Below are 25021 nucleotides of genomic sequence, written 5' to 3'. Positions count from 1 at the left end.
GTAGATTTACAATTTACTGTCCACTCGTTGTTCCTGTCTAAAGTGGTTCAACTATTAATTGCTATATTATAACATTGCTTAAATTCTTATACTGATACAGTTCTATGACTTCCACACTGATAAAAAACTGCACGCTCGTAAACGAAGGCCAGATCATTGAAGCAGACCTTCGTATTCAGAAGGGCCGCATTGAACAGATAGGTTCTGAGCTTTCAGCTCAGACAAAAGACCAGATTGTTGATGCAGAAGGTGCCTGGTTATTACCGGGTATGATCGATGATCAGGTTCATTTCCGCGAACCCGGCTTAACCCATAAGGGAACTATCGCATCAGAATCTAAAGCCGCTGTAGCCGGTGGTATCACCAGCTATATGGAGATGCCTAATGTCTCCCCTTCTACAACCACTATCGATGCGCTGCATAAGAAATATGAGATTGCCAGAGTCTCCTCTGCCGCAAACTATGCTTTCTATCTGGGTGCAACGGAAGATAATCTGGAAGAGATAAAGGCCCTGGACCCACAAACCGCCTGCGGTGTAAAAGTCTTTATGGGTGCTTCGACCGGTAACCTGCTGGTAGAAAACCCGGTTGCACTGGAAGGTATCTTCCGCGACTCGCCGGTACTGATCGTGACCCACTGTGAAAGCGGGCCTGTTATTAGTCAGAACCAGAAACGCTACGATGACAAAGGTATTCAGCCGGTTATTCAAGATCATCCTATTATCCGTGATGCTGAAGCCTGCTACCGTTCCTCATCCTGTGCAGTACAGCTGGCGCGTAAATATTCCAGTCAGTTACACGTTTTGCATATTACGACGGAGAAAGAACTTGCTCTTTTTGAAGCGGGACCGGTACAAGGAAAAAACATCACCGCCGAAGCCTGCGTTCACCACCTGTGGTTTAGCGACCAGAATTACCCTGAAAAACGCAATCTGATTAGGTGTAATCCCGCGAATAAAAGCGCCACCGACAGACACGCCCTGATCGCCGCACTTCATGATGGCCGTATCGATATTATCGCGACTGACCATGCACCTCACACCTGGGATGAAAAGCAGCAACCATACCCGCAAGCACCCGCCGGATTGCCCCTGGTTGAACATGCTTTACTAAGTTTGATTGATCACGTTAAAGCCGGGCGCATGAGCATTGAGCAGGTCGTTGAAAAGGTTTGCCATAACCCGGCGATTCGTTACGGGATTAGAGAACGAGGCTACCTACGTGAGGGATATTTTGCTGATCTTGTTCTGGTCGATCCTAAAGGAAGCACAGCGGTATCTCACGGAGATGTCCGCTATCTGTGTGGCTGGAGCCCATTCGACTCGCACACATTCCAGAGCAAGATCTTAAGCACCTGGGTGAATGGTTCACAAGTCTTTGACGGTAGCCATGCATACCCAATGCCAGGTACTGCAGCCGCTTTACGTTTTGATCGTTCATAATAAAAAGGTTTCTAAAACCATGCTAAGAAAAAACCCTAGTGGTGATTACCCTGAGGTATCATCCAGCTCATTTATTGACCCGACAGCTATCGTTTGCGGAAAGGTCACTATTGAAGAGAATGTATTTGTAGGACCTTACGCGGTAATCCGCGCGGATGAAGTCAACGAAGAGGGTGAAATACTACCCATCATCATCAAGAAAGACTCCAACATTCAGGATGGCGTAGTCATTCATTCTAAAGGCGGCGCTGCCGTTACCATTGGTGAGCGCACCTCTATCGCACACCGCGCAATTATCCATGGCCCATGTACCGTGGGGGATGATGTTTTTATCGGCTTCAATACGGTTATATTCAGAGCGCATGTTGGAATGAATTCTGTAGTGCGGCATAACTCTGTGATTGATGGTCTGGATCTGCCCGAAGCTTTCCATGTTCCACCGATGACCAATATAGGTCCCGGATTTGATCTGAGTACCATATCTCCGGTGCCTCCCGAATACTCGTCGTTCTCTGAATCGGTCGTCTCCGCTAACCACGCACTGGTAGAAGGCTACAAAAAGCTTGGCAACGAGCTTTAGTAAAGATCTCTTAACATGTCACATTAAGGCATATTTGGCCGCATTTTATGCGGCCTCTTTTTTACCCCTCCCTCCCCTTTAATTCCACTACCTGTCTTAAGCAAAAAATTGTTTTTCACTGCTTTAGCGTTACCTACACCTTATTTCCATCTAAAAAACATGGTTATTTTGGATAATTATTGACCTACATCCGGTTTCACACTGCAAAGCCTCGCTACAATCGAAGAAAATGATTCATAAATAGAAAAATAATCGCGATTTATATATCACTTCGCGAAGTGAGGAAGAGCCAGTGAGCACTGCAGAATCTACGGCGCAGTACGAGCGTCAGTTTATTTCCGGCAACATGGCTGTCGCGCAGGCGGCACGGGATGCCAACGTCAAGGTCGCAGCGGCCTATCCAGGAACACCGTCAACTGAGATACTGGAATATGTAGCCGAGTTTCCAGAGATCTACTCGGAATGGTCAATCAACGAGAAGGTTTCTCTGGAAGTAACCATTGGGGCTTCAATGGCAGGTAGCCGTGCACTGTGTGCTATGAAGCATGTGGGGATGAATGTCGCATCTGATGCCTTTATGACCCAAACACTGATCGGTGCAGTCGGTGGACTAGTGATTGTCGTCGCCGATGACGTTGGGCTTTCTTCTTCACAAAACGAACAGGATTCCCGCTATTGGGGGCGTTTTGCCCACCTGCCCGTGCTTGAACCAAGCGATGCGCAGGAAGCTTATGACTTCACCCGCGCCGCCTTCTCAATTTCAGAAACCTATGAGGTTCCGGTCATTGTGCGGCTCACAACACGCATCTGCCACGTAAAAGGTGTAGTCGTTAATAGTGTGCCGGAGCTTCATAGCACTGCTGGATTTGTTAAAGACCCTTCCCGTTTAGTGATGGTACCGGGCAATGCTAAAGGCCGTATTCCTAAAATGATGGCCCGGGATCTGGCACTTAAACAATATGCCGAGACCTGCGATTTGAACTTTATCGAGGAAGGTAAAGACTCGGCAGTAGGTTTTGTTACCTCCGGGGCCGCTTACTACCATGTAAAAGAAGCCTTCCCCGAAGCACCGGTGTTAAAGCTGGGTTTTAGCCACCCGGCGCCTATCGAAAAGATTCGTGCTTTTCAGGAACAGGTTGAAAAGCTCGTCGTCATCGAAGAGGTCGAGCCCCTGTTAGAAACTGAACTCAGAGCGGCAAATATTGAACTGTTCGGTAAAGATATTGTGCCTCGTATCGGTGAGCTTTCGCCTCCGGTCATTAAGCCCGCTGTGGAAAACCTACTGGGTAAAAACGAGCAGTATAAGAATATTATTCCAGCTCAGGATATCTTCCCTCGTCCACCGACTATGTGTGTGGCTTGCCCACACCTGGGGATCTATTACTGCCTATCTCACATCAAGAATACGATCATCTCCGGCGATATCGGCTGCTATACGCTAGGTGCAGGGCACCCTTGGAACGCATTGGACACCTGCATCAGTATGGGGGCCAGCCTGAGTGTTGCTCAGGGTATTGATAAAGGCCGCGGTGAAAGCGATCAAAACAAAAATGTGATTGCCGTTATTGGTGACTCAACCTTCCTGCATATGGGAATGCAGGGCTTACTCGACATCACCTATAACAAAGGGAATGTAACCATCCTGCTGCTTGATAACCGCGCGGTTGGAATGACAGGAGGACAGGATGCTCCCTCTTCAGGTATCAACCTTCAGGGCGAGCAAACCAGTCAGGTAGATTTCCGCAAACTCTGTGAAGCCCTTGGTGTTAAATCCGAGCGTATTCGTGAGGTAAACCCTTATGAAATGCCAATCCTGTTTAAAGCGCTCCGTGAAGAGGTCAAAGTCAAAGAGCCGTCTGTAATTATTACCAATCAACCTTGTGTACTCACTGAACGCTACAGCAAGCTTCCTCCTTTAAAAGTTGAAGATGATAAGTGCACCGGTTGTGGTAACTGTCTGGACGTTGGCTGCCCGGCTATCACCGTGACCCGACGTGAGACCGTAGTCAAACCCAATGGCAAAGAGAAAGAACTGGCCTTTGTCCAGATAGACAGTGCCGCTTGTACCGGTTGCACCTTGTGTACAAAACCCTGTGCGCCTGATGCGATTGTTCCTGCAACTGAGTTCAGTTGTGCCCATAAAATCAATACGGTGGAAGTCCAGTGAAAAACGAAGTAACCAACATAATGGTCTGCGGTATTGGTGGACAAGGCGTCATGACCGCCGCCGATATTCTGGCAAATACCGCTTTAGACATGGGATATGACGTTAAGAAAACAGAAGTCGCGGGGATGGCACAACGTGGCGGCGTGGTCACATCACATGTCCGTTTTGGCAACAGGGTGCTTTCGCCATCAATTGCCCCAGGTGAAGCCGATCTGATTCTCGCTTTTGAGCCGGCAGAAGCCTTACGCTGGAGTGAACACCTTCGCCCGAGTGGCAAGGTCATGGTTAACAGCTATGCACAGCTTCCTCCAGTCGTCTCCATCGGATTGTTTGATTATCCTGATAATCCCTTTGAACAACTACTTGAGAAAGGCCTTGATGCTCACCAGTTTGATGCTGGGCATGCCGCCATTGATCTGGGCGACCGCAGGTTGATCAACTCCATTATGCTCGGTGCTATAGCTGATCATCTACCCTTCCCTGCAGAGACGCTCGAGCAGCATCTGCTTGCCCGGTTTGCGCAAAAAGGGCAAAGCGTGGTGGATATGAACAAAGAGGCTTTTAGTATCGGCCGGACCGCCTTTGCATAAAAGACAGACAATTAAAAAGGGGGCTTAGCCCCCTTTTTAGTTTTCATCTGCGCTTACCGGTCAGCATCAAGGCTACTGTTGACGATTCCGATCCATACCCCTGAAGAGAGGAAACCTTTTGTCCAGCTATCCCATTTAGGGGACAGCCCTTTTAGCTGCATCTGGCCTAGGTTCATACCCTGCTCCCGCATCGCCTCGACTTCGGCAGAAGTACCCTCAAGCATCGCTTTATAAGCCGCCAATTCCTGCTTGTTTGACACAGGACCATGACCCGGAATTACCGTCGTGTTTTCATCGATCATATTGAGCACACGGCCAATATTTCTGGCCATTTGCGAGACACTGCCACCATTCTGGATATCTACAAAAGGGAAAAAGCCATTGAAGTAATGGTCCCCCATATGCACCACGTTGGCTTTTTTGAAGAACACAACCGAATCACCATCCGTATGTCCACCGGGCAAATGCACCAGTTGAACCTCTTCATCGTTAATGTGCAGCGTGAGTGCCTGCTGGTAAGTAATTGATGGCAGCGCATGCTCCGGATAAGGTTCTGTTTTCATATTAAACAGCTTAACTTCCTGAGAGGTCAGCAACCTCTCACGAACCTTATCGTGAGCGATGATCTGTGCGTGATGGCCAAAGTGATGGTTACCCTCTGTATGATCGCCATGCCAGTGAGTATTTATAATGTAGGTAAGCTTGTTCTCCCCACCATACTTTTTAAGCGCTTCCTGCAACCCAGCAGACATATTCCGATAATCGTCATCGATCATCAGGATGCCCTGATCGCCGACCAGAATCCCAATATTTCCTCCTCGGCCCTTAAGAAGGGAAATATTGTCGGTCAAAGCTTCGTGCTTAAAGCTAGGTCCCTGCTTATGGTGGTTTTCTGCATTCGCTGATAGGCAAAAAGCTGAACTAAGTAGCAAAACACTGAGTGTTTTTGCGAAAGACATATCTATTCTCCCTGAGATAGTCTGTATTGATCATGACAACATTATCCCAGCATAGATAATGATCCACCAGCCGGATCTTTAGATCTTTAGTTGCATGGCCAATATGGGAAACTATGCCGCAGTAAAGAATAGTTTAAATCGGCAAGGAGGTACTGTATTTGATCTCCTCCATCGCAAAACTGGACGTAACATCTGACAGACCATCGATCTGCTTGACCATTTTTTTATAGAAACGATCAAAAGCGTCAATATCACTCACAGCAACCCTCAACAGGTAATCCCACTCGCCTGCCATTCGATAACATTCCATGACTTCATCAAAGCGGCTCATTTGCTGGGAAAAATTATCTAACCAGTCGTTATCATGCTGCTGAGTTTTGATATGCACAAATACAGATACACCCAGTTGGGCTTTTTTCGCATCCAGTAAGGCAACTCTGGATTTGATAATTCCCTCTTCTTCCAGGCGTTTAACTCTTTTCCAGCAGGGCGTAGTCGAAAGGTTAACTTGTTCTGCCAGATCCGTAACCGAGATGGATGCGTCACGTTGCAAAATCCGCAGAATTTCACGATCAAGCCTATCCATAGAAAATATTTCCCATTATTAGTAATAATAAAGAATTTATTTTTAAAAAGACTAGCCAAACAAGGTTACTTTGGAAAGTAATTTTCTCCATTACAGATAGAATTTTCTTATTCATTAGAGGAGTTCTGACCATGCAGTGGCTATCCCAGGCAATCGCAAAAATTAAAGCTGAGCAACAACGTTCTGCTGATACTCACTTAATTAAGCTGGATCTTCCGACGCTGACCAATATCGATATCTATCTGAAAGATGAGAGCACTCATCCAACCGGCAGCCTTAAACATCGCCTGGCACGTTCACTCTTTCTGTATGCGCTTTGTAACGGCAAGATTCACGAGGGGACAACCATTATCGAAGCCTCTTCAGGTAGTACGGCAGTATCTGAAGCCTATTTTTCACGGCTGCTTGGGTTACCCTTTATTGCGGTCATGCCTCGCTCAACTGCTAAAAGTAAGATCGACCAAATAACCTTCTACGGAGGTCAGTGCCATTTCGTCGATTGCCCCACCCAGATGCATCAGGCGGCAGTCGAGCTGGCCAAAACAACCCAGGGCTATTTTATGGACCAGTTCACCTATGCCGAGCGCGCTACAGATTGGCGGGGAAATAATAATATCGCTGAAAGTATCTTTAGTCAGATGGCATCAGAAACCCACCCTGTGCCCTACGCTCTCGTTATGGGAGCGGGAACAGGAGGCACCTCTGCAACCCTTGGCCGCTATATACGTTATAAAGGGCTAGACTCAAAACTGGTTGTTGTCGATCCGGAAAACTCGGCTTTCTATCCCAGCTATTGCGGCCAAACTAACTTCGCGACTAAAGCCAGTCGAATTGAGGGGATAGGAAGGCCTCAAGTAGAAGCCTCTTTTCAACCCGATGTGATCGATCAGATGATTCAGGTACCTGATGCTGCAAGTATCGCAAGTATTCGCTGGCTGGAGAAAGTTACCGGCCGAAAAGCCGGCCCATCAACCGGCACAAACTTATGGGGCACACTGAAGATCGCCCAACAGATGAAGGAAAAAGGCTTAACGGGTTCGATCGTGACGGTCCTTTGTGATGGCGGCGAGCGCTATGCCAACACCTACTACGATTCGAATTGGGTCAGTGAGAACATTGGAGATTATTCTCACTATCAGTCGCAATTGACTCAGTTCCTGACGGATTAACTGTTTTCCCTGAACCAATCTTGGCGCTGTTTGGCGGTTAAAAAAGTCCAGGCGATAAAACGACTGACTTTCTGGCCCTGGGCCATTTCAATCGTCGCTACTTTTTTGGCACGCGCATTTTGCAATGAGCGGTAGATTGGTTTCAGGTTTTCCTTTTTCGAAACCAAGCAGCTAAACCACTGGCAATTTTGCCCATAGGTAGCGCTTTCTTTAACCATTCGCTTGATAAAAGCGATCTCCCCGCCTTCACACCAGAGTTCATTATTTTGCCCAGCGAAGTTCAGTTCCGTTTTGACCTGGCTTTTGCCGGTTAAGTTACGCAGCTTTCTCAGATTAGCTTGATTCGCTTCCTTTGCTGAAGCATGAAACGGCGGGTTACAAAGGGTAAATGCGAAGCTTTCATTCTCTTTAATAATCCCTTTGAAGATCTGATTCGGGTTGGATTGCTGTCGAATATCCACCTTACCCTTTAGCTGGGGATTGAACTTCACCAGATGTTTGGCGGTGTTGACCGAAACAGGATCAATATCCGATCCGACAAAGCGCCAGTCATAACTACAGACACCTAATATGGGATAGATACAATTTGCCCCTGAACCTATATCCAGCCCTTTAACGTAGCGACCTTGCGGTACTTCCCCGCCATTGTCTTTAGCAAGCAACTCTGCCAAAGCATGAATATAGTCAGCTCGACCCGGTATTGGAGGACAAAGATACCCTTCAGGGATATCCCAATGCTCAATTCCGTATTCTGTTTTCAAAAGCGCCTGGTTTAGTAGCTTAACGGCCAGAGGATTTGAGAAATCGATAGACTCTCGCCCACTCGCCGCTTGGTAAACGCATGGTTTCAGTTCGGGCACTGCTGCGCAAAGCAGGTCAAAGTTGTATCCCCCACAATGAGGGTTATTGGGATGCATTTATGGCACTCAACATTATCAAGCTTGAAAGGTGGCTGTAGCCAGTATGGCGGGAGATTCTAACAATTCCAGACTGAATTGTATCTTCTTACTCAAGATGGAGAAAAAGGAAGCCAGACCCTACCGATCACAGACCCCAAACGTATGTTCCCTGTAAGGCCTGGCAAACTTTCCCAGCGATTTTAGAGATCCTCTCTTTTTTATATATTTGAGACCATGCGAACACGGTACTCGTTGGCGACAATACGCCACTGTGGGACTTCTTCCATGACTCCCACTTGGTCCAGATAACGCAATGATAGATGACTGGCCAGATCGCACTCGCCCTCTACCGGCACTGAAGGCAACATAGCGTCTGCAACATGTACTGCGGTCAGAGGCGTAAACTCTTTACTGTTCGACAAATGCGGAACGTGATGCAGCATTACTGCTTCAACAACCTGTGGCGGGATGTTCCAAAGAGCAAGCAGAGCACCGGCAACCTCACCATGAAAGAAACCAAATGCGGCCTTCTCAACCAGATAGATCGGCTTTTGCTTCTTCACTGCGTAGTTAAGTAGCTTTTTGTATTGTTCAGGATCATGGGAAGCCATAATCAAGATGCCCAGGTCGTGCAGTAATCCCGCAAGAAACGCTTGCTCTTGCATCACCTTACTCGCACCAACCCTTCTACAGATAGCCTGAGCCAGACGGGCAACCAGCAGAGAGCGCTGATTAATCTTTTCAAAATCGAAAGCATCCCAGTCCCGACTCTGTTTGAACTGCTCATTGAGCTGACAGCTCAGCGCGATACTGCGAAGGCTACGTACCCCTAGCAAAGAGATCGCTTCTTTTAGGTCGGATATTTGGCGGTTCAAGCCAAAGAAAGCTGAGTTTACTTGTTTCATGACTTGAGCAGTAACCGCAGGGTCCTGCTCAACAATATGACTGATATCGCCGAGATCTGCGATTTCAGAGCTTACCGCATCAGTTAGCTTGCGGTAGATACGCGGCGGTGTTGGTAAACAACCAATACTGCCAATGTATGACTGTAACGAAGAGCGGTTTAGTAACTTAACCAACTTCACCAGGTAATCCAGCTCATCACTGATTTCCGGGAAACTTATATGACTCGGAAAAATACGATGTGCGCTGTCTGCCGCTTTTGACTTATAAGAGGCGTTCCAGAACTCAGCGCCGATAAATACCCGAACGGTATGGGGCTGAATTTTCTGGATATCATTCATTAACTCAATATCAACTAAAGCGCGCATTGAACAAGGGATAAATACAACATCATATACCTGCTGTTCCAGCTGCGTGATCAGACTATCCTTGGAATCAAATCGAACAAAATCCCAGTTTAAATCGGATTCAGTAACATCTTTACTCCAACCTGCATAACCACCCTCTACATCCAACATGGCTGCGCGGAAGTTGTGAGATGAACTTTTAGCAACGGTACCCATGACCTTTTCCTGCTTACTTAGTATTAATCAAACGAGCACTTGGTTAAAAAGTGTTCGTGTTTTATTAAATCCTAGTGCTTAGCCGCTGGATTAAAAGCCAGGTTTTACTAAAATTTTAAGTAGTTTTTATGCAAAAAAATCATCTTTGTTTGAAAATACCCCCAGCCCCCACAATTCGCAGCTCTCGAAAGGTTCCAAACTGTTTTTAGTAAAATTTTATGCTTTTTTTAATGAGTAAATTTCACTATCAAAAGTGAATTGTCGTTAAAAAAAGGTAGTTTTTTTAAATATCTTTTTGGATAAGACGGCTTGGGACTTCAGAGGGGCGGGACCAGATATAGTAAAGCGCAAAGCAAATGGTAACGACAACCATCGCCTTAAGGCCATAATGGAAGGTTTTGAAGAACATGGGATAGCTAACCATTAACAACATCATCGACGTTGACAGGATCTTAGCTTTAAGCGGGATGATACCGTTCTCTTCCCAGTCCCTTATCAAGCGCCCAAAGTAGCGATTATTCAATAAGGACTGATGCAAACGTTCAGAACTACGGGAAAAGCAAAAAGCAGCCACAAGCAAAAATGGGGTTGTAGGTAATAAAGGTAACAGAACACCTATCAATCCCAACAAAACACAGAATAAACCTGCAACCAGATATAACGAGCGAACAACTGTTTTGCGCACCGGCTCTCCTTATAAGACTTCAACCCGGCAGACGGGATCTTGAAGATAATACCTATAAGATAGCAGGAAAAAAAAGGCATCTTACGATGCCTATAGTTTTTCTCTACTCTGGAAAGGCTTTACATTAGCTAATGAATGGCCTTTTTCTGGTTTTACTTTGCTATCAATGCATTTAGCTCCGGGATACAGGAACCGCAGTTAGTTCCGCATTTCAATTTCTCCCCTAATGCTTCAGCCGAGCAGCACCCCTGGCTGATCGCATCCTCAATTGCATTGCTACCTACCTGGTAACAGCTACAAATAATACTGCCCGGATCTTCTATCTCACATCCTGTAACACTCAGTAGGAAACGTCGCTGATCCAGCGAAAGTTCCGTTTCAGCAAACATCTCTTCCAGCCAACCGGTACTGGGTATCTGCCCATAAGGCATAATAAAGAATGCCCATTGTAGCTTCTCACCCTGCAAGCCTGCGGCTCGAAAACTCTGTTCAGCTTTATCTTCTAACCAGATATCCACTTCACCAAACTTATCACGGCACCACTGAAGTGGATCATCCAGTTCAGCGGTATCTGCCAGATAGTAGAATTCGGTTTCCTTTTTCGGAACCCGCGTCCAGTAGGTCACGGGGAAATCTGGTTTCATCTCAGCCTGGCAGATAAACCATCCCTGCCATTTAGGGTTGAGCGCTTCAATAGCAACCCGCCCATGTTTCGATTCAGGCTGTCCTGAAATTGGGTCTGTCACTGGCTCTAACAGGACGCCCATTCTTGCTTTTGCACTGAATTCACCATTCCAGTGCATTGGCACAAATAACTCACCTGGTCGTTGATCATCGGTAATTCGCGCACGGCCAATGTATTCGCCCTGAGGGTGGCTTAGTTTAACCAATTCACCTTCTACAATGCCTTCTTTCTGCGCATCTGCCTGACACAACTCAACAAATGGCTCATCGCGATGGGAGAATAAGCGGCTGGTTCGGCCGGTCATCGCCATCGTATGCCACTGATCCCTCAACCGGCCTGTATTCATCACATAAGGAAGTTCTGGCGTAGGTAGCTGTTTCGGTTTGTTGGCTGTAACAGGAATAAATCGGGCCTTTCCGGAAGGTGTATAAAATCGACCATCGGCAAACATACGCGCGGTACCGTATGGTGCATCATTGGTCACCGGCCACTGCACAGGTTTTAACGCATCATAGGCTGTTTCCGTAATATCGGAGAAAAGACTGATATCAAAATCGCGCTTACCGTCGTTTTCGAAACCTGATAGTTCTGCATGTTCTGCAAAAATCTGATAAGGGTGCTGATAATCAAAAGCTTCAGCGTAACCCATGCGTTTAGCCACTTCAGATATGATCCACCAGTCATGCTTTGCCTCCCCGCTAGGTGGCAATAACCCTCTTTGTCTGGAAATTCGCCTTTCCGCATTGGTTACCGTGCCATTCTTTTCACTCCACCCGGTAGCAGGCAGGCAGATATCGGCGTAGCGGATAGTTTCTGTACTGGCCATGCAATCCGAAACAACAACCAACGGACACTCTTCCAAAGCCCTAGAGACCTGGTTGGTATTAGGTAAGCTAACTGCAGGGTTTGTGCCCATTACCCAAACTGCTTTTATCTCTCCTTTTTCTACCGCCTGGAACAGATTCACAGCAGTCAGACCATTCGCCTGGGCAATGTTAGGAGCATCCCAAAACCTGCCCACACGATCGATCGCTTCTGCAGAGCTAAAGTCCATATGTGCAGCTAACTGGTTTGCCAGCCCACCGACTTCACGACCGCCCATCGCATTTGGCTGTCCAGTAATGGAGAAAGGTCCAGCGCCGGGGTACCCAATTCGCCCTGTGGCAAGATGACAGTTGATAATGGCATTGGAGTTATCTGTTCCACTGGAGGATTGGTTTACCCCCTGTGAATAGAAAGATATAACTTTGTCAGTTGCACTAAACAACTGATAAAACTGTTCCAATGTCGCCAGATCAATTCCACAGTACTCCGCAAGTTCAGCCCGACTATTGAACTGCTCGGAAGCCGCGCTAATAGCCTCATTAAAACCTTCTGTAAATTGCGTGACATATGCTCGGTTAACTAGATCTTCGCTCGATATATAGCTCAGCAAACCGGAGAATAACTCACTATCCGTGCCCGGTTTTATCGCAAGATGAAGATCAGCCAGATCACAAGTAGCAGTGCGACGTGGGTCAACAACGACAACCTTCAAATCAGGATTCTTTCGTTTCGCCGCCTGCATGCGCTGAAACAGAATAGGATGGTTCCAGGCAGTATTACTACCCACAAGAACCAACAGGTCAGTTTGCTCCAAATCATCATAGCAACAAGGCACAGTATCGCTGCCAAATGCTCTTTTATACCCGGCAACAGCAGATGACATACACAGGCGGGAATTGGTATCTACATTGGCGGTTCCAATAAACCCTTTAATGAGTTTGTTAGCAACATAATAGTCTTCGGTCAGTAGCTGACCCGATAGATAGAATGCTACCGAATCCGGACCATGCTCTTTAATAGTGCACAGCAATTCTTCAGCGACCCGATCCAGTGCATCAGCCCAACTAACCCTTTGTCCATCGACCAGAGGCGATAACAACCTGCCATTAGTACCAAGCACCTCATGTAGGGAGGAACCTTTTACACACAAACGTCCATAATTTGACGGGTGTTCTTTATCTCCCTGAACCTTTGCAACAACGCCCTCTCCCAGCTCAGCATCAACGCCACAGCCCACACCGCAGTACGGACAGGTTGTCAACTTGTGCATCCTAACCTCCATTAAAAACCTTACAGCTAACGTTGGAATTGCACTTATCCGGGTTCACAGGAACACACTACCGAGATGCCTCAGATAAGTGCGCTCCGTTGCGCTGTCTGAAATGTAATTAACCTTGAGGCAGCAAGCTCCGTGCCAGATAGTGGAACAGTTATTGCTTAGTTAAAACCAAGTCCATAACCGGAAACGGAAATCACATTCGATGAAACACCTAAATGTGCTGATAATAGATGAGGAAGCTGATCGCGTTCAGGCGCTTAAAGACGCCCTGCATCAACTTGGGCACCATGTTGTCTGCCATCTATCAGATACTTCCGACCTTAATCACCATGTGGAGAGCTTCCACCCGGACATTGTCATTATAGATATGGATTCCCCAGACAGGGATACGCTGGAAAGTATGGCAACGATGAGCCAGAACAACCCCAGACCCATCGTCTTTTTTGCTGAACAACAGAATGACCGCCGGACCATGGCTGCTGCTATCAACGCAGGTGTCAGTGCATATATCGCTGACGGCTTACAAGCAGATCGGGTGAAAGCCATCATGGATACGGCAATCGCGCACTTCGACGCGCACAGCCTGATAAGAACTGAACTAGAAGAAGCCCGCACCCAACTCGCCGACCGTAAAGTCATTGAAAAAGCCAAAGGGATGTTAATGAAGCATCAAGGCTGCGATGAAAACCAGGCCTATCAGACCTTGAGAAAGATTGCGATGGACAGGGGGCAAAAGCTACCTGATGTCGCGGCCAGCGTCATTGAGGTACTTAATGCCACCAATGGCCTGCTTAAGAAGTAGAGATATGAAGGAGTCGCTATGACAGCGCCAACCGAACTAGAAAAAACCAAGCTGACTCTGGGCTTTGTTGCCCTCCTCGACTGCGCTCCACTGGTTGTTGCCAGAGAAAAAGGCTTCTTTAACAAATATGGGTTGAGCGTTGTGCTCAGCAAAGAATCTTCCTGGGCAACCATCCGCGATAAGGTCAGCTTTGGTATTCTGGATGGTGCGCAAATGCTTGCACCGATGCCACTCGCTGCAACATTAGGCCTGAACGGAAATAAGACCCCAATGGTAACGGCCCTAGCTTTAAGCCAAAACGGCACGGCCATTACTTTGGGCAAGGAGCTGTTTTTAGCATTATCTCAACATGTCACTGACTGGGATAACGATGAGACGGTGGGTTCTCAGTTCAAAGCCCTCATTAAGAGTATGGGGCGTAAACCGGTGATCGCTACCGTCTATCCATACTCAAACCATCACTATCAACTCCGCTACTGGCTCAAAAAACATAACATCAGCTTTGCAGATGATGTGGAACTTGTCGCAATTCCTCCAACAAAAATGCTCGAAAATCTGTCGAACGGTCTGATTGATGGGTATTGCGTTGGCGAGCCTTGGAACAGTCTTGCTCTGATCAACCAAAGTGGTGGCTTGCTGACCACTGGCTATAGAATATGGGGAACACAGATTGAAAAAGTGCTGGGTGTAACGGCTCAATGGGCTGATGAAAACCCGCTGACTCACCAGGCCCTGGTTCGCGCTATATACGAAGCATGTGAATGGTTATCTCAGAGCGAAAATAAAGACGAGCTTATCGAGTTATTATCTCTCCCTCCTTACCTGGACAGGTCTGCCAACCTTATAAAAGGGTTCACACCACCCTACTCAATGGAGCAGCGCTTCTTTGGGAATGAGGTCAATCTGCCAGGTCAGCAACAAGGTCAGTTTTTATTAGAGCAAATGCAAGCGTGCGGGCAACTTTCTGACGAACAGATCGATCTCTTCTCGATCAGTAAACAAGTGTTCCGTGAAGATCTGTATAGGGAATGGTGTACAAATTAGGGAATAATTTGTACCTGATCGCTGCCCGCAACCGGGGGTTCAATACCTTTGGCCCTCAAGGCAGACCGACTAAAAATATACCGCCCAAGATTCTGGGTCACTATAGATATTTTCCCCGAATTCACCGGGGTGTTCAGCATAAGGTTTGCAAGTCTGGCAACGTCATGCCCCATGATGGTACCGCTGACAATCATACCCGCCATTATTTTATCCTTTGCAATGGCTTGTTTATGAACCGTCAAAGCAGGAACAGGGCTATGCTTACCTACCCAATTACTCAACTCATCCAGACTGACATATCGCCCCTCGCTATCTTTCATAGCACCGAAGCCTGCCACTAATAACAGATCGTAACCATTGGCACCGCTGTCGCGAATAGCGTTCTTCCAGGATTCCATGTCAGATATTCTAAGCACATCAGCGCTTATCGTGCGATTAACACTCAACCGAGCTTGATTGCCCAGATCATAGAGATGAAATGCCCGGGCGGTCGGACTGTCCCCCAACAGAATTAACGCTTTTTTGTAATGATGGCCCGTTTGTTTAATAAACTCAGCAATCGTACGTTTTATGAGTGGACGCTCCATCACGCCAGTCACACGCGCCTCTTTTACTACCCAGGGATAGTCAGCCCTGATATCTCCATTAATGCCACAGAAAACCAGCGGAGTAGTGGCCGAAATCTTTAGACCCAATAATTTCAACGCGTTGTCATCACAGATAATGACCAGATCAGGCTTTTGCTTTTTGAATTCCTGAAAGGCTTCATCAGCCGCTTGCTGAAACATATCAACAGGAATTCGTTTGGTGTCCATATAATGGATACTAAGCGCATGCCCCTCGAGCAACTCTTCACGTATCCCGCGCGTCACATCCTCAACCCACTGCAACTCCTGATGGTAACTATGGATTAACATAATCCTGTTATCAGCATTCACAGCCATACAATAAGCCACTATTCCAATGGCAGACAACGTTCGTAATATTTTATTAATCATCAGCGCCCCGTACAGATCAGGCAAAGCTATCAATGCATCTAACTAAATATAGCTAAGAAACCGATCATTTTCTGCGCACTGAAAAAACGCACTCACCTAGGTTCACTGCTTCTATTTTGTGCAGCGCAATATCTAAGCCCTCTCATCAAACACTCCCCAGAAAAACATAACTATATGATATAAATGATTTTTTAATGGTTGGCACAGCTAATGCAATAGAGCAATTAAATTCGATACAGTTTTAAAAAACCGTATCAGAAAAAATTTAAACATTTATTTTCAGGCAAAGGCGCCCGTATTGATCATTTATTTTATGGTCATGACGGCGCCTTTTTGTTTTTTGAGATTTGGAGGAACAATCCATGCTTAAGAAGAAAAAGGCTCTACTAAGCAAAGTTATCAGCAGTGCCGTGCTTGCTGCTTCATTGGTGACGGTACCCGCGTGGGCTGCTATTGGTGAGCCAGAGAAGGAAGATCTGAAGTTCGGTTTCATTAAGCTGACCGATATGGCTCCTTTAGCAATTGCATACGAAAAGGGCTTCTTTGAAGACGAAGGCCTGTATGTAACCCTTGAAGCACAGGCAAACTGGAAAGTTCTTCTGGACCGAGTGATTGACGGTCAGCTAGATGGTGCCCACATGCTGGCAGGCCAGCCATTAGGTGCGACGATCGGCTTTGGTACCCAATCACATATTATTACCGCTTTCTCAATGGACCTGAACGGTAATGCGATCACGGTTTCCAACGATATCTGGAGCCAGATGAAGCAGCATGTACCTATGGGCGCTGACGGCAAACCTGTACACCCTATCAAAGCAGATGCGCTAAAGCCTGTTGTTGAGAAGTATCAGGACGAAGGCAAGCCATTCAACATGGGTATGGTATTCCCGGTTTCTACGCATAACTATGAACTGCGTTACTGGCTGGCAGCAGGCGGTATCCATCCAGGCTACTATGCACCACATAAAGGTGATACTTCTGGCACCATCGACGCAGACGCACTGTTATCGGTTACCCCTCCACCACAGATGCCAGCAACTATGGAAGCAGGCACTATCTACGGCTACTGCGTAGGTGAACCTTGGAACCAGCAAGCCGTATTCAAGGGCATTGGTGTTCCGGTTGTAACTGACTACGAGATCTGGAAAGACAACCCTGAGAAAGTATTTGGTGTATCAAAAACCTGGGCAGACGAGAATCCGAATACCCATTTACGCGTTGTGAAAGCGATGATTCGTGCCGCGAAATGGTTAGACGATAACAACAACGGTAACCGCCCTGAAGCAGTAGAAATTCTGTCTCGCTCAGAATACGTAGGTGCTGATTACGATGTTATCGCTAACTCAATGACAGGTACATTCGAGTACGAGAAAGGCGACAAGCGTGAAGTACCTGATTTCAACGTATTCTTCCGCTACAACGCAACTTACCCATACTACTCTGATGCGATCTGGTACCTGACTCAGATGCGCCGTTGGGGCCAGATTGCAGAACCTAAATCTGACCGGTGGTTCATGGATATTGCGAAAAAAGTATATCGCCCTGACATCTATGCTGAAGCAGCTAAAGAGCTGATTGAAGAAGGCAAGATGACAGCAGACATGTTCCCTGACTTTGCAACTGAAGACGGTTTCAAATCACCACAGACTCACTTTATCGATGGTATTACTTACGACGGCAGCAAGCCAAATGAATACCTGAAGAAGTTCGAAATCGGTCTAAAACCTGAAGATAAGATTTAACCTCAACTGCTTGAAATGCCCCTTGCTTTAGCAAGGGGCAAACTGAGGGAGAAAGAGCCATGAGTAATACAACCGCGTTGTCAGGCGTTAGTGCCTTTTTAGAAAACCCTAAAGCTAATTTAGGTAAATTAAGCAAATCACTGCTTGTACCTTTGATTGGTCTGCTTGCATTCCTGTTCATCTGGGAGATTGGAGCTAAAAGCATCCATACATCCCTAGGTGCCTTCCCAGGCCCAATGGCAGTGTACGAGCAAAGTGTAAACCTGATTAAAGATCATAATCGTGAGCGGGAAAAAGAAGTAGCATTTTACAAACGCCAGGAAGAGCGTAATGCGAAAAAGCTTGCGAAAAGTCCCGATGCAAAGATAAAAGTTCGCCCCTACACCGGCAAACCAACCTTCTTCGATCAGATTGGTACCAGCCTGATTACGGTATTAGCGGGCTTTGTGTTGGCGTCCCTGATCGCAATCCCAGCGGGTATTATGATCGGTCTGAACCAGACCCTGTATTCAGCATTCAACCCCTTAATCCAGTTGTTTAAACCCGTTTCACCTTTAGCCTGGCTACCACTGGTGACAATGGTGGTAAGTGCGGTGTACGTGAGTAAAGATCCGATGTTTGCTAAGTCATTCATCACGTCCCTGATTACCGTATCTCTGTGCTGCTTGTGGCCAACACTGCTGAATACCGCTGTAGGTGTATCCGGTATCAGCAAAGATCTACAGAACGTTTCTCAAGTGCTGCGTCTAAGCTGGCTTGCCCATGTGACAAAGATTGTACTGCCTTCTTCTATTCCGATGATCTTTACCGGTCTGCGCTTGTCACTAGGTATCGCATGGATGGTATTGATCGCAGCAGAGATGCTTGCGCAAAACCCTGGCCTGGGCAAATTCGTCTGGGATGAATTCCAGAATGGTAGTTCCAGCTCTTTAGGACGCATTATGGTTGCCGTACTTGTTATCGGTCTTATCGGCTTCCTTCTTGACCGCGTGATGCTACTTATCCAGAAAAAAGTTTCCTGGGATAAAACTGCGGTACTGCGTTAATTGAGAACAGAATTATAAGCCTGGGGGGATTCCCCCAGCAGGAGAAAATCATGACTCAGCCTCCAAAGCACTTAGAACTGACAAAAGTCGATATCGATTTCCCGACACCAACGGGCCCATTTAAAGCACTGAAAAATGTAAACCTGACCATTAATAAAGGCGAATTCGTTTCTCTGATTGGTCATTCCGGTTGCGGTAAATCAACAGTACTAAACATTGTGGCCGGCCTTTACCAGGCAACAAAAGGTGGTTGCTTGCTGGATGGGAAAGAGGTCAACGAGCCCGGACCTGAACGTGCTGTTGTCTTTCAGAACCACTCATTGCTTCCCTGGTTAACCGCTTATGAAAATGTGGAACTCGCCGTAAAACAGGTTTTTGGCAAGCAAAAGAGCAAGGCCGAAGTAAAAGAGTGGATCGAGCACAATCTCTCCTTGGTGCATATGGACCATGCTATGCATAAACGCCCTGATGAAATTTCCGGTGGTATGAAGCAACGTGTCGGTATCGCCCGAGCACTTGCGATGGAACCTACAGTATTACTGATGGACGAACCTTTTGGTGCACTGGACGCATTGACCCGTGCCCACTTGCAGGATTCCCTGATGGAGATCCAAAAAGACCTGAACAACACTGTCATCATGATTACCCATGACGTGGATGAAGCCGTCCTGCTATCTGACCGTATCGTGATGATGACGAATGGTCCGGCAGCAACCGTAGGTGAAATTCTGGATATCGACCTGCCACGGCCCCGTGACCGTATCGCGCTGGCTGATGATCCAAAGTACAACCACTACCGCCATGAAGTGCTGACCTTCCTCTATGAGAAGCAGCGTAAACCCGATGAAAACAGCACTGCAAAAACTGAAGAAAAAAATGTGGCACAAGACCTGCAAGAAGATAAAGCAGATAGCGAGGATCAAGCTGCATAAGTGCTCAACGCCCCCATTCAAAGCCGAATAAGGGGCACTAACACAAGCCAAAGCAGTGCACTGCTCTAAAAACGCACCAAGAAGGCGCGCGTTTTAGCAACGGTGTGAATTAATAACTCTGGTACTCGCGCCCATTGAACAAAGGCGTTCGAACTCCCCTTCACTCAGGAGATGTGTGAATTGGGAGATTTGAACGCCTTTTTTCGTTTTGGGACCGACTTTATAGCACCTTGATTGCTGTTGATTTAAAGGAGCCAGAACAGAGGTTCTCTCTGGCTCCTCACAATTTATAACTATTAGAGGCCAATGACATGAGCGGAAGCGACAAACTTAACATTTTCTCGTTCACCGGGAAGATGAAGATCCTGCATATGAGCTGGATCGCTTTCTTTATCACCTTTTTTGTTTGGTTCAACCATGCTCCACTGCTTGGTGCAATTGCAGAGTCACTGGGGCTAACTAAGGCTGAAGTAAAAACACTTTTGATCCTGAACGTCGCTCTGACCATTCCAGCCCGTATCATCATCGGCATGCTGACCGATAAATATGGACCAAGGATCACTTACGCATCACTGCTATTTATCGCCAGCATCCCTTGCTTTGCTTTCGCGCTTTCCACAGATTTCGCCCAGGCCGCTATCTCTCGCTTCTTACTTGGTTTCATTGGCGCCGGCTTTGTCGTGGGTATCCGTATGGTGAGTGAGTGGTTTCCTGCTAATGAACTAGGGACTGCTGAAGGCATCTATGGCGGCTGGGGCAACTTTGGTTCGGCAGCGGCAGCTATGTCACTTCCGACGCTGGCACTGATCTTCGGTGGCGAAGATGGCTGGCGCTATGCGGTTGGCCTGACCGGTTTAATGAGCCTGATCTTCAGTTACATCTGGTACAAAAATGTTTCTGATACACCAAAGGGTTCAACCTACTTTAAGCCTAAGAAGATCGGCGGGATGGAAGTAACCAGCAAAGGCGATTTCTATTTCATGCTGGTCATGAAGATTCCGATGTACGCAGCACTTTCCCTGCTTACCTGGAAGCTGTCACCAGCGGGCGTTTCTATTCTTTCAGAGTCTGCGGCCATTGCGATCTATGTCAGCCTGGCCTTCATCCTGATCTACGATTGCTACAGCGCATATAACGTTAACAAGGAGATTTTCGTTAAACCCGTACCCGAAGTGGAGCAGTATAAATTTAAGCAGGTTGCGGTATTAAACGTACTTTATTTCGCTACATTCGGTTCGGAACTCGCAGTTGTCTCTATGTTGCCCTTGTTCTTCTCTGAAGTATTCGAGCTGGATATGGTCTACGCAGGGTTACTCGCATCAGCCTATGCATTTATGAACCTGATGTCCCGACCTGGGGGTGGTTGGATCAGTGACCGTTTTGGCCGTAAGAAAACGCTACTGATCCTTACAGCTGGTTTAGCGGCGGGTTATGCGACTATGTCAATGATTGATAGTTCATGGCCTCTATTCCTCGCGGTGGCTGCTGCGATGGCATGCTCTTTCTTTGTCCAGGCAGGTGAAGGTGCAGTTTTTGCGGTAGTGCCACTGATCAAACGTCGCCTAACAGGTCAGATCGCTGGTATGACAGGCGCCTACGGTAATGTTGGAGCTGTATTCTATTTGACGGTTCTCTCTATGGTCGACTATTCAACTTTCTTTACCGTTATTGCTGCAACAGCGGTACTAGGTTTTGTTGCATTGCTTATGCTTGAAGAGCCAAAAGGTCATATGGCTGAAGTGAATGAAGATGGTACTGTTGAACTTATCAAAGTTAACTAATACTGACAGTATTTAAGCAATCCCATTCGCACTGAGTGGAACTACAGCATCAGAGAGTTAATCTCTCTGATGCTCATTACAACAATAAAAACGGGTAACAAACATGAGCTCAAAAAACCTGTCTTTACGCTTTGGCGGTCTTTCCAGCGCTGGCATAAAGGATCTGAATCAGGACGCATTTGCAGCTCATTTACCGACCACAACCGATCTTGAATTTAAAGGCGGCGCTGCTGTTATCGCAGACGGTGTGAGTAGCTGTGAAGATTCGCATATCGCAAGCCAAACCAGCGTCACAAGTTTTATGCAAGATTACTTCAGCACACCACACAGCTGGAGCGTTCGCAATTCAGTTTCCCGGGTTATGACCGCCCTGAACAGCTGGCTGCATAAAGAAAACAGCCAGAGCAGCCGGGAAAAGGACAGTATGCTATGCACCTTCTCCGCCACTATTATCAAGTCCAACACACTGCATCTGTTCCATGTAGGTGATTCCCGAGTTTACTTGTTTCAGGATGGCGAGCTTGAACAACTTACCAGTGACCATGTACGTAAGTCCGGGGGTAAGAATTACCTTGCTCGTGCACTCGGCGGCGATCGTCACCTTGAAGTTGATTACAGCACACGCGCATTAAGTGAAGGTGACCTTGTCATTATGACAACGGACGGTGTACATGACTTCATCAGTCCTAAGGATCTGAAAAGCATCATTTCCACCGGCTTTGAAGATGCGGAATCAACGGCCAAAAAGCTGATCGATCTGGCCCTAAAAAACGGTAGTGATGACAACCTCACTGCACTGATTACTTGCGTAGACCAGTTGCCAAAAGAAACCCTGGATGAGAGTCATACTCGACTCATACAGCTACCGATCCCTCCGGTAATGAAAGCCGGGAACAAAATTGATGGTTATGAAGTCCTAGACGTGATTTTCAGTGGCACCCGTAGCCATATGTATCTGGTAAAAGATCAGGAAAATGCAGACAAATACGTACTGAAAGCCCCTTCTACTAACTTCTCAGATGACACACTCTACCTGGATGGTTTTATTCGTGAAGAATGGGTAGGGCAACGTATCGATCACCCTAACGTAATGAAAACTTACCCAGGTAAACCTGATAAACGTTTTCTCTACTACCTTGGGGAGCATGTTCAGGGGATGAACCTCAGAGAGTGGATGAATGATAATCCCAACCCGCCTCTCGACGAGGTCAGAGACCTGACAAAACAAATTATTAGGGGCCTAAGGGCATTCCAGCGAGCTGATATGGTTCATCAGGATCTGAAACCCGAAAATATCATGATCAATCAGGATGGACGGGTAAAGATTCTCGATTTCGGTACTGTAAAAATAGCCGGAATCGAAGAGATGAACTCGCCATTGGATAAGTCGATCCCACAGGGTTCAGTAAACTATGTGGCGCCTGAATATCTGCTGGGAGAAAAAGGGAATTTCAAATCCGATCTGTTCTCTCTGGCCACAATTGTCTATGAGATGATCTGCGGCAAGCTACCTTACAAAGAGATGTCAGCCAATCAGATCAGCTTAAAAAGCTATGCGGAAATGGACTATACCCCTGCCCTCCACCATCGCAGGGATCTTCCGCTTTGGGTTGAAGGTGCGCTAAAAAAAGCATTGCAACCAAACCCGCGGTTTCGCTACGACGCATTCTCTGAGTTTCTTCAGGATATCACCCATCCAAATCAAAGCCTGGAATCAATGGTTCAGCATCAGCCGTACCTGGAAAGAAACCCGCTACTTGTCTGGAAAGTGATTGCCTTGATTCTGTTGATGATCAACTTAGTGCAATTTTATCTGGACCAATAACAGACCGTAGCAAACAAGCACCATAAAAGTGCACGCAAATACTGCACTGCATTAAAAAAAACCATATTAATACTAAGATTTTGCCCACTAAAGCCCCCTATAAAAATAACCAATTGATTTTATTGGTATTTTAAAACATGGCATAACATGTGCTTTAGATAAGACACCTATCCACAACGATTTGTGGTCAGGTTCACAACAAGCTCTGAGAACAAAGGCGTTCTGCAAATAGCACTGAAAAGTGTTAGCTGCGAACGCCTTTTTTATTTTTTGGAAGAACACTGAACTATGAAACATCGCCTGGTAATCATCGGAAACGGAATGGCAACTGGCCGCCTTTTGCAGCTGATCGCTGACAGTGCAGCCGATCGTTTTGATATTTCAGTGTTTGGGGAAGAGCCCGGCGGTAGTTATAACCGAGTACTGCTTTCTCCACTTCTCGGTGAAGAGATCTCATTAGAACAGGTCATGACTCTGGACCTCGACTGGTACAAAAATAACAACGTTACCCTCTATAGCGGAGACCCTGTTGTTCATATTGATGCCAGCCTCAAACAGGTCATCAGCCATAAGAACCTACGGGTTTCCTACGATTCACTCATCATTGCTACAGGTTCTAATCCGAGTGCAGTCCCTGTTGAAGGTTCGAGCCTGCCCGGTGTCATGAACTTCCGTACCCTGCAAGATGTTGAAACCATGCAGCAAGTAGCAGCCACTAAGAAGAATGCAGTGGTGATTGGTGGAGGTTTTCTCGGACTAGAAGCGGCTGAAGGTCTTCGGCTTCAGGGTATGAATGTAACGCTGCTACACAGAAGCGATTACCTCCTCAACAAACAATTGGATAAACCCGCCGCACAGATGCTGCTAAACAATCTGCAAAAACGTGGCATCGATTTCAGATTAAACGCTAACACTCAGGCGTTTCTGGGTGACACACAGGTTGAAGCGGTTGAACTGGACAGTGGTGAAGTTATTCCAGCTGATCTGGTTATCACGGCGATCGGTGTAAGTCCTAATTCGCAACTTGCAGAGGCTTCCGGATTAACAGTTAAGCGCGGCATTCTGGTCGACAAACAGATGCGTACCAGCGACTTAAATATTTACGCTTTCGGTGAGTGCTGCCAGTTTGAAGAGTACACATATGGATTAGTCGCGCCTATCTGGCAACAGGCGGAGGTCGTCTTATCCAGCCTGATTGGTGAGACATCAAACTACCGCGAAGAGCCGGTAGCCACCCAACTCAAAATCAGTGGTGTCGAACTGTTCTCATGCGGCGAACTTATCGACGCTGATGATCGTGACACTCTGATCTATCAAGACTTCAAGAAAAATGAATACCGCAAATTGTGGTTAAAAGAAAACCGACTGGTAGGTGCAGTGCTGTATGGCGATGTACGTGAGGGCCAGTGGTATTTCGAACAGTTAAAAGAAAACAACGATCTGAGTGCCTGTAGACAGCAACTGCTGTTTGGCAGTCCGTTATGTGCTCAGGACACACAGACAGAAAACATGGGTATAA

The 25021-nt window shown here is 46.9% G+C and carries 19 protein-coding genes and 1 pseudogene; 13 read left to right on the top strand and 7 right to left on the bottom strand.

Features of this window, described 5'->3' with window-relative positions:
- Positions 1 to 104: 104 nt before the first annotated feature.
- The 4 genes from MED92_RS15970 to MED92_RS15955 all read left to right on the top strand — a co-directional run bounded on the left by MED92_RS15970 (position 105) and on the right by MED92_RS15955 (position 4779).
- A complete protein-coding gene (locus tag MED92_RS15970; protein ID WP_007022615.1) occupies positions 105 to 1442 on the top strand; it encodes a dihydroorotase in 1338 nt (445 codons plus the stop codon).
- A 19-nt stretch (positions 1443 to 1461) separates the two neighbouring features.
- Positions 1462 to 2022: an LbetaH domain-containing protein gene (locus MED92_RS15965; RefSeq protein ID WP_007022614.1), complete on the top strand. Its 561-nt coding sequence runs from the start codon at positions 1462 to 1464 to the stop codon at positions 2020 to 2022.
- A 292-nt stretch (positions 2023 to 2314) separates the two neighbouring features.
- Positions 2315 to 4189: a thiamine pyrophosphate-dependent enzyme gene (locus MED92_RS15960; RefSeq protein ID WP_007022613.1), complete on the top strand. Its 1875-nt coding sequence runs from the start codon at positions 2315 to 2317 to the stop codon at positions 4187 to 4189.
- Positions 4186 to 4779: an indolepyruvate oxidoreductase subunit beta gene (locus MED92_RS15955; RefSeq protein WP_007022612.1), complete on the top strand. Its 594-nt coding sequence runs from the start codon at positions 4186 to 4188 to the stop codon at positions 4777 to 4779. Before MED92_RS15960 ends, MED92_RS15955 begins: the two co-directional genes overlap by 4 nt.
- A gap of 53 nt (positions 4780 to 4832) precedes the next feature.
- Here MED92_RS15955 and MED92_RS15950 read toward each other — a convergent pair whose 3' ends face one another.
- Both MED92_RS15950 and MED92_RS15945 read right to left on the bottom strand, forming a co-directional pair.
- On the bottom strand, positions 4833 to 5738 hold the full coding sequence (locus MED92_RS15950; protein ID WP_007022611.1) for an MBL fold metallo-hydrolase: 906 nt from the start codon (positions 5736 to 5738) through the stop codon (positions 4833 to 4835).
- 133 nt (positions 5739 to 5871) lie between these two features.
- Positions 5872 to 6324: an Lrp/AsnC family transcriptional regulator gene (locus MED92_RS15945; protein WP_007022610.1), complete on the bottom strand. Its 453-nt coding sequence runs from the start codon at positions 6322 to 6324 to the stop codon at positions 5872 to 5874.
- A gap of 131 nt (positions 6325 to 6455) precedes the next feature.
- Here MED92_RS15945 and MED92_RS15940 point away from each other — a divergent pair, with 131 nt between their 5' ends.
- Positions 6456 to 7493, top strand: coding sequence for a PLP-dependent cysteine synthase family protein (locus MED92_RS15940; RefSeq protein ID WP_007022608.1), 1038 nt, complete (start codon positions 6456 to 6458; stop codon positions 7491 to 7493).
- Here MED92_RS15940 and rlmF read toward each other — a convergent pair.
- From rlmF to MED92_RS15920, 4 genes are all read right to left on the bottom strand, one after another.
- Positions 7490 to 8410, bottom strand: coding sequence for a 23S rRNA (adenine(1618)-N(6))-methyltransferase RlmF (gene rlmF / locus MED92_RS15935; RefSeq protein ID WP_007022607.1), 921 nt, complete (start codon positions 8408 to 8410; stop codon positions 7490 to 7492). The genes MED92_RS15940 and rlmF overlap by 4 nt on opposite strands.
- 200 nt (positions 8411 to 8610) lie before the next feature.
- The gene (locus tag MED92_RS15930; protein WP_007022606.1) at positions 8611 to 9858 is read right to left on the bottom strand and encodes an HDOD domain-containing protein; all 1248 of its coding nucleotides are present in this window, start codon (positions 9856 to 9858) and stop codon (positions 8611 to 8613) included.
- 283 nt (positions 9859 to 10141) lie between these two features.
- Positions 10142 to 10543 carry a YbaN family protein gene (locus tag MED92_RS15925; protein WP_007022605.1) on the bottom strand — a complete coding sequence of 134 codons (402 nt, stop codon included), beginning with the start codon at positions 10541 to 10543 and terminating at the stop codon, positions 10142 to 10144.
- Positions 10544 to 10695: 152 nt separating this feature from the next.
- Complete coding sequence (locus MED92_RS15920) at positions 10696 to 13323, bottom strand: nitrate reductase (RefSeq protein WP_007022604.1); 2628 nt, start codon at positions 13321 to 13323, stop codon at positions 10696 to 10698.
- A 211-nt stretch (positions 13324 to 13534) separates the two neighbouring features.
- Here MED92_RS15920 and MED92_RS15915 point away from each other — a divergent pair, with 211 nt between their 5' ends.
- Together MED92_RS15915 and MED92_RS15910 are read left to right on the top strand one after the other, a co-directional pair.
- Positions 13535 to 14134 carry an ANTAR domain-containing response regulator gene (locus MED92_RS15915; protein WP_007022603.1) on the top strand — a complete coding sequence of 200 codons (600 nt, stop codon included), beginning with the start codon at positions 13535 to 13537 and terminating at the stop codon, positions 14132 to 14134.
- 18 nt (positions 14135 to 14152) lie between these two features.
- Positions 14153 to 15178 carry a CmpA/NrtA family ABC transporter substrate-binding protein gene (locus tag MED92_RS15910; protein WP_007022602.1) on the top strand — a complete coding sequence of 342 codons (1026 nt, stop codon included), beginning with the start codon at positions 14153 to 14155 and terminating at the stop codon, positions 15176 to 15178.
- On the opposite strand, the gene MED92_RS18715 is transcribed toward MED92_RS15910, so the two are convergent.
- Positions 15175 to 16176: a hypothetical protein gene (locus tag MED92_RS18715; protein ID WP_154715255.1), complete on the bottom strand. Its 1002-nt coding sequence runs from the start codon at positions 16174 to 16176 to the stop codon at positions 15175 to 15177. The genes MED92_RS15910 and MED92_RS18715 overlap by 4 nt on opposite strands.
- 362 nt (positions 16177 to 16538) lie before the next feature.
- On the opposite strand from MED92_RS18715, the gene MED92_RS15900 reads away from it, so the two are divergent.
- The 6 genes and pseudogenes from MED92_RS15900 to MED92_RS19155 all read left to right on the top strand — a co-directional run.
- Positions 16539 to 17918: a CmpA/NrtA family ABC transporter substrate-binding protein gene (locus MED92_RS15900; protein ID WP_007022600.1), complete on the top strand. Its 1380-nt coding sequence runs from the start codon at positions 16539 to 16541 to the stop codon at positions 17916 to 17918.
- A gap of 59 nt (positions 17919 to 17977) precedes the next feature.
- Positions 17978 to 18964, top strand: coding sequence for an ABC transporter permease (locus MED92_RS15895; RefSeq protein ID WP_007022599.1), 987 nt, complete (start codon positions 17978 to 17980; stop codon positions 18962 to 18964).
- 50 nt (positions 18965 to 19014) lie between these two features.
- Positions 19015 to 19896 carry an ABC transporter ATP-binding protein gene (locus MED92_RS15890; protein ID WP_007022598.1) on the top strand — a complete coding sequence of 294 codons (882 nt, stop codon included), beginning with the start codon at positions 19015 to 19017 and terminating at the stop codon, positions 19894 to 19896.
- A gap of 311 nt (positions 19897 to 20207) precedes the next feature.
- A complete protein-coding gene (locus MED92_RS15885) occupies positions 20208 to 21677 on the top strand; it encodes a NarK family nitrate/nitrite MFS transporter (protein WP_007022597.1) in 1470 nt (489 codons plus the stop codon).
- Between the two features lie 103 nt (positions 21678 to 21780).
- Positions 21781 to 23502 (top strand): bifunctional protein-serine/threonine kinase/phosphatase, encoded by a 1722-nt coding sequence (locus tag MED92_RS15880; protein ID WP_007022596.1) that lies wholly within the window; start codon positions 21781 to 21783, stop codon positions 23500 to 23502.
- A 288-nt stretch (positions 23503 to 23790) separates the two neighbouring features.
- A pseudogene (locus MED92_RS19155) lies at positions 23791 to 24918 on the top strand (NAD(P)/FAD-dependent oxidoreductase); the annotation flags it as partial.
- Positions 24919 to 25021: the final 103 nt, after the last annotated feature.

The sequence above is a fragment of the Neptuniibacter caesariensis genome, from assembly GCF_000153345.1.
GTDB classification, from domain to species: Bacteria; Pseudomonadota; Gammaproteobacteria; order Pseudomonadales; family Balneatricaceae; genus Neptuniibacter; species Neptuniibacter caesariensis.
Note: the sequence above shows the minus strand (reverse complement) of the source record. Positions and strands in the feature narration are given on the sequence as shown.

Bases quoted from the DNA above. Each gene is read 5' to 3' on its own strand.
- rlmF (WP_007022607.1), bottom strand. From the start codon at position 8,410: ATGCATCCCAATAACCCTCATTGTGGGGGATACAACTTTGACCTGCTT.
- MED92_RS15940 (WP_007022608.1), top strand. From the start codon at position 6,456: ATGCAGTGGCTATCCCAGGCAATCGCAAAAATTAAAGCTGAGCAACAA.
- MED92_RS15920 (WP_007022604.1), bottom strand. From the start codon at position 13,323: ATGCACAAGTTGACAACCTGTCCGTACTGCGGTGTGGGCTGTGGCGTT.
- MED92_RS15930 (WP_007022606.1), bottom strand. From the start codon at position 9,858: ATGGGTACCGTTGCTAAAAGTTCATCTCACAACTTCCGCGCAGCCATG.
- MED92_RS15945 (WP_007022610.1), bottom strand. From the start codon at position 6,324: ATGGATAGGCTTGATCGTGAAATTCTGCGGATTTTGCAACGTGACGCA.
- MED92_RS15910 (WP_007022602.1), top strand. From the start codon at position 14,153: ATGACAGCGCCAACCGAACTAGAAAAAACCAAGCTGACTCTGGGCTTT.
- MED92_RS15965 (WP_007022614.1), top strand. From the start codon at position 1,462: ATGCTAAGAAAAAACCCTAGTGGTGATTACCCTGAGGTATCATCCAGC.
- MED92_RS18715 (WP_154715255.1), bottom strand. From the start codon at position 16,176: ATGATTAATAAAATATTACGAACGTTGTCTGCCATTGGAATAGTGGCT.
- MED92_RS15895 (WP_007022599.1), top strand. From the start codon at position 17,978: ATGAGTAATACAACCGCGTTGTCAGGCGTTAGTGCCTTTTTAGAAAAC.
- MED92_RS15900 (WP_007022600.1), top strand. From the start codon at position 16,539: ATGCTTAAGAAGAAAAAGGCTCTACTAAGCAAAGTTATCAGCAGTGCC.
- MED92_RS15880 (WP_007022596.1), top strand. From the start codon at position 21,781: ATGAGCTCAAAAAACCTGTCTTTACGCTTTGGCGGTCTTTCCAGCGCT.
- MED92_RS15970 (WP_007022615.1), top strand. From the start codon at position 105: ATGACTTCCACACTGATAAAAAACTGCACGCTCGTAAACGAAGGCCAG.
- MED92_RS15950 (WP_007022611.1), bottom strand. From the start codon at position 5,738: ATGTCTTTCGCAAAAACACTCAGTGTTTTGCTACTTAGTTCAGCTTTT.
- MED92_RS15885 (WP_007022597.1), top strand. From the start codon at position 20,208: ATGAGCGGAAGCGACAAACTTAACATTTTCTCGTTCACCGGGAAGATG.
- MED92_RS15890 (WP_007022598.1), top strand. From the start codon at position 19,015: ATGACTCAGCCTCCAAAGCACTTAGAACTGACAAAAGTCGATATCGAT.
- MED92_RS15915 (WP_007022603.1), top strand. From the start codon at position 13,535: ATGAAACACCTAAATGTGCTGATAATAGATGAGGAAGCTGATCGCGTT.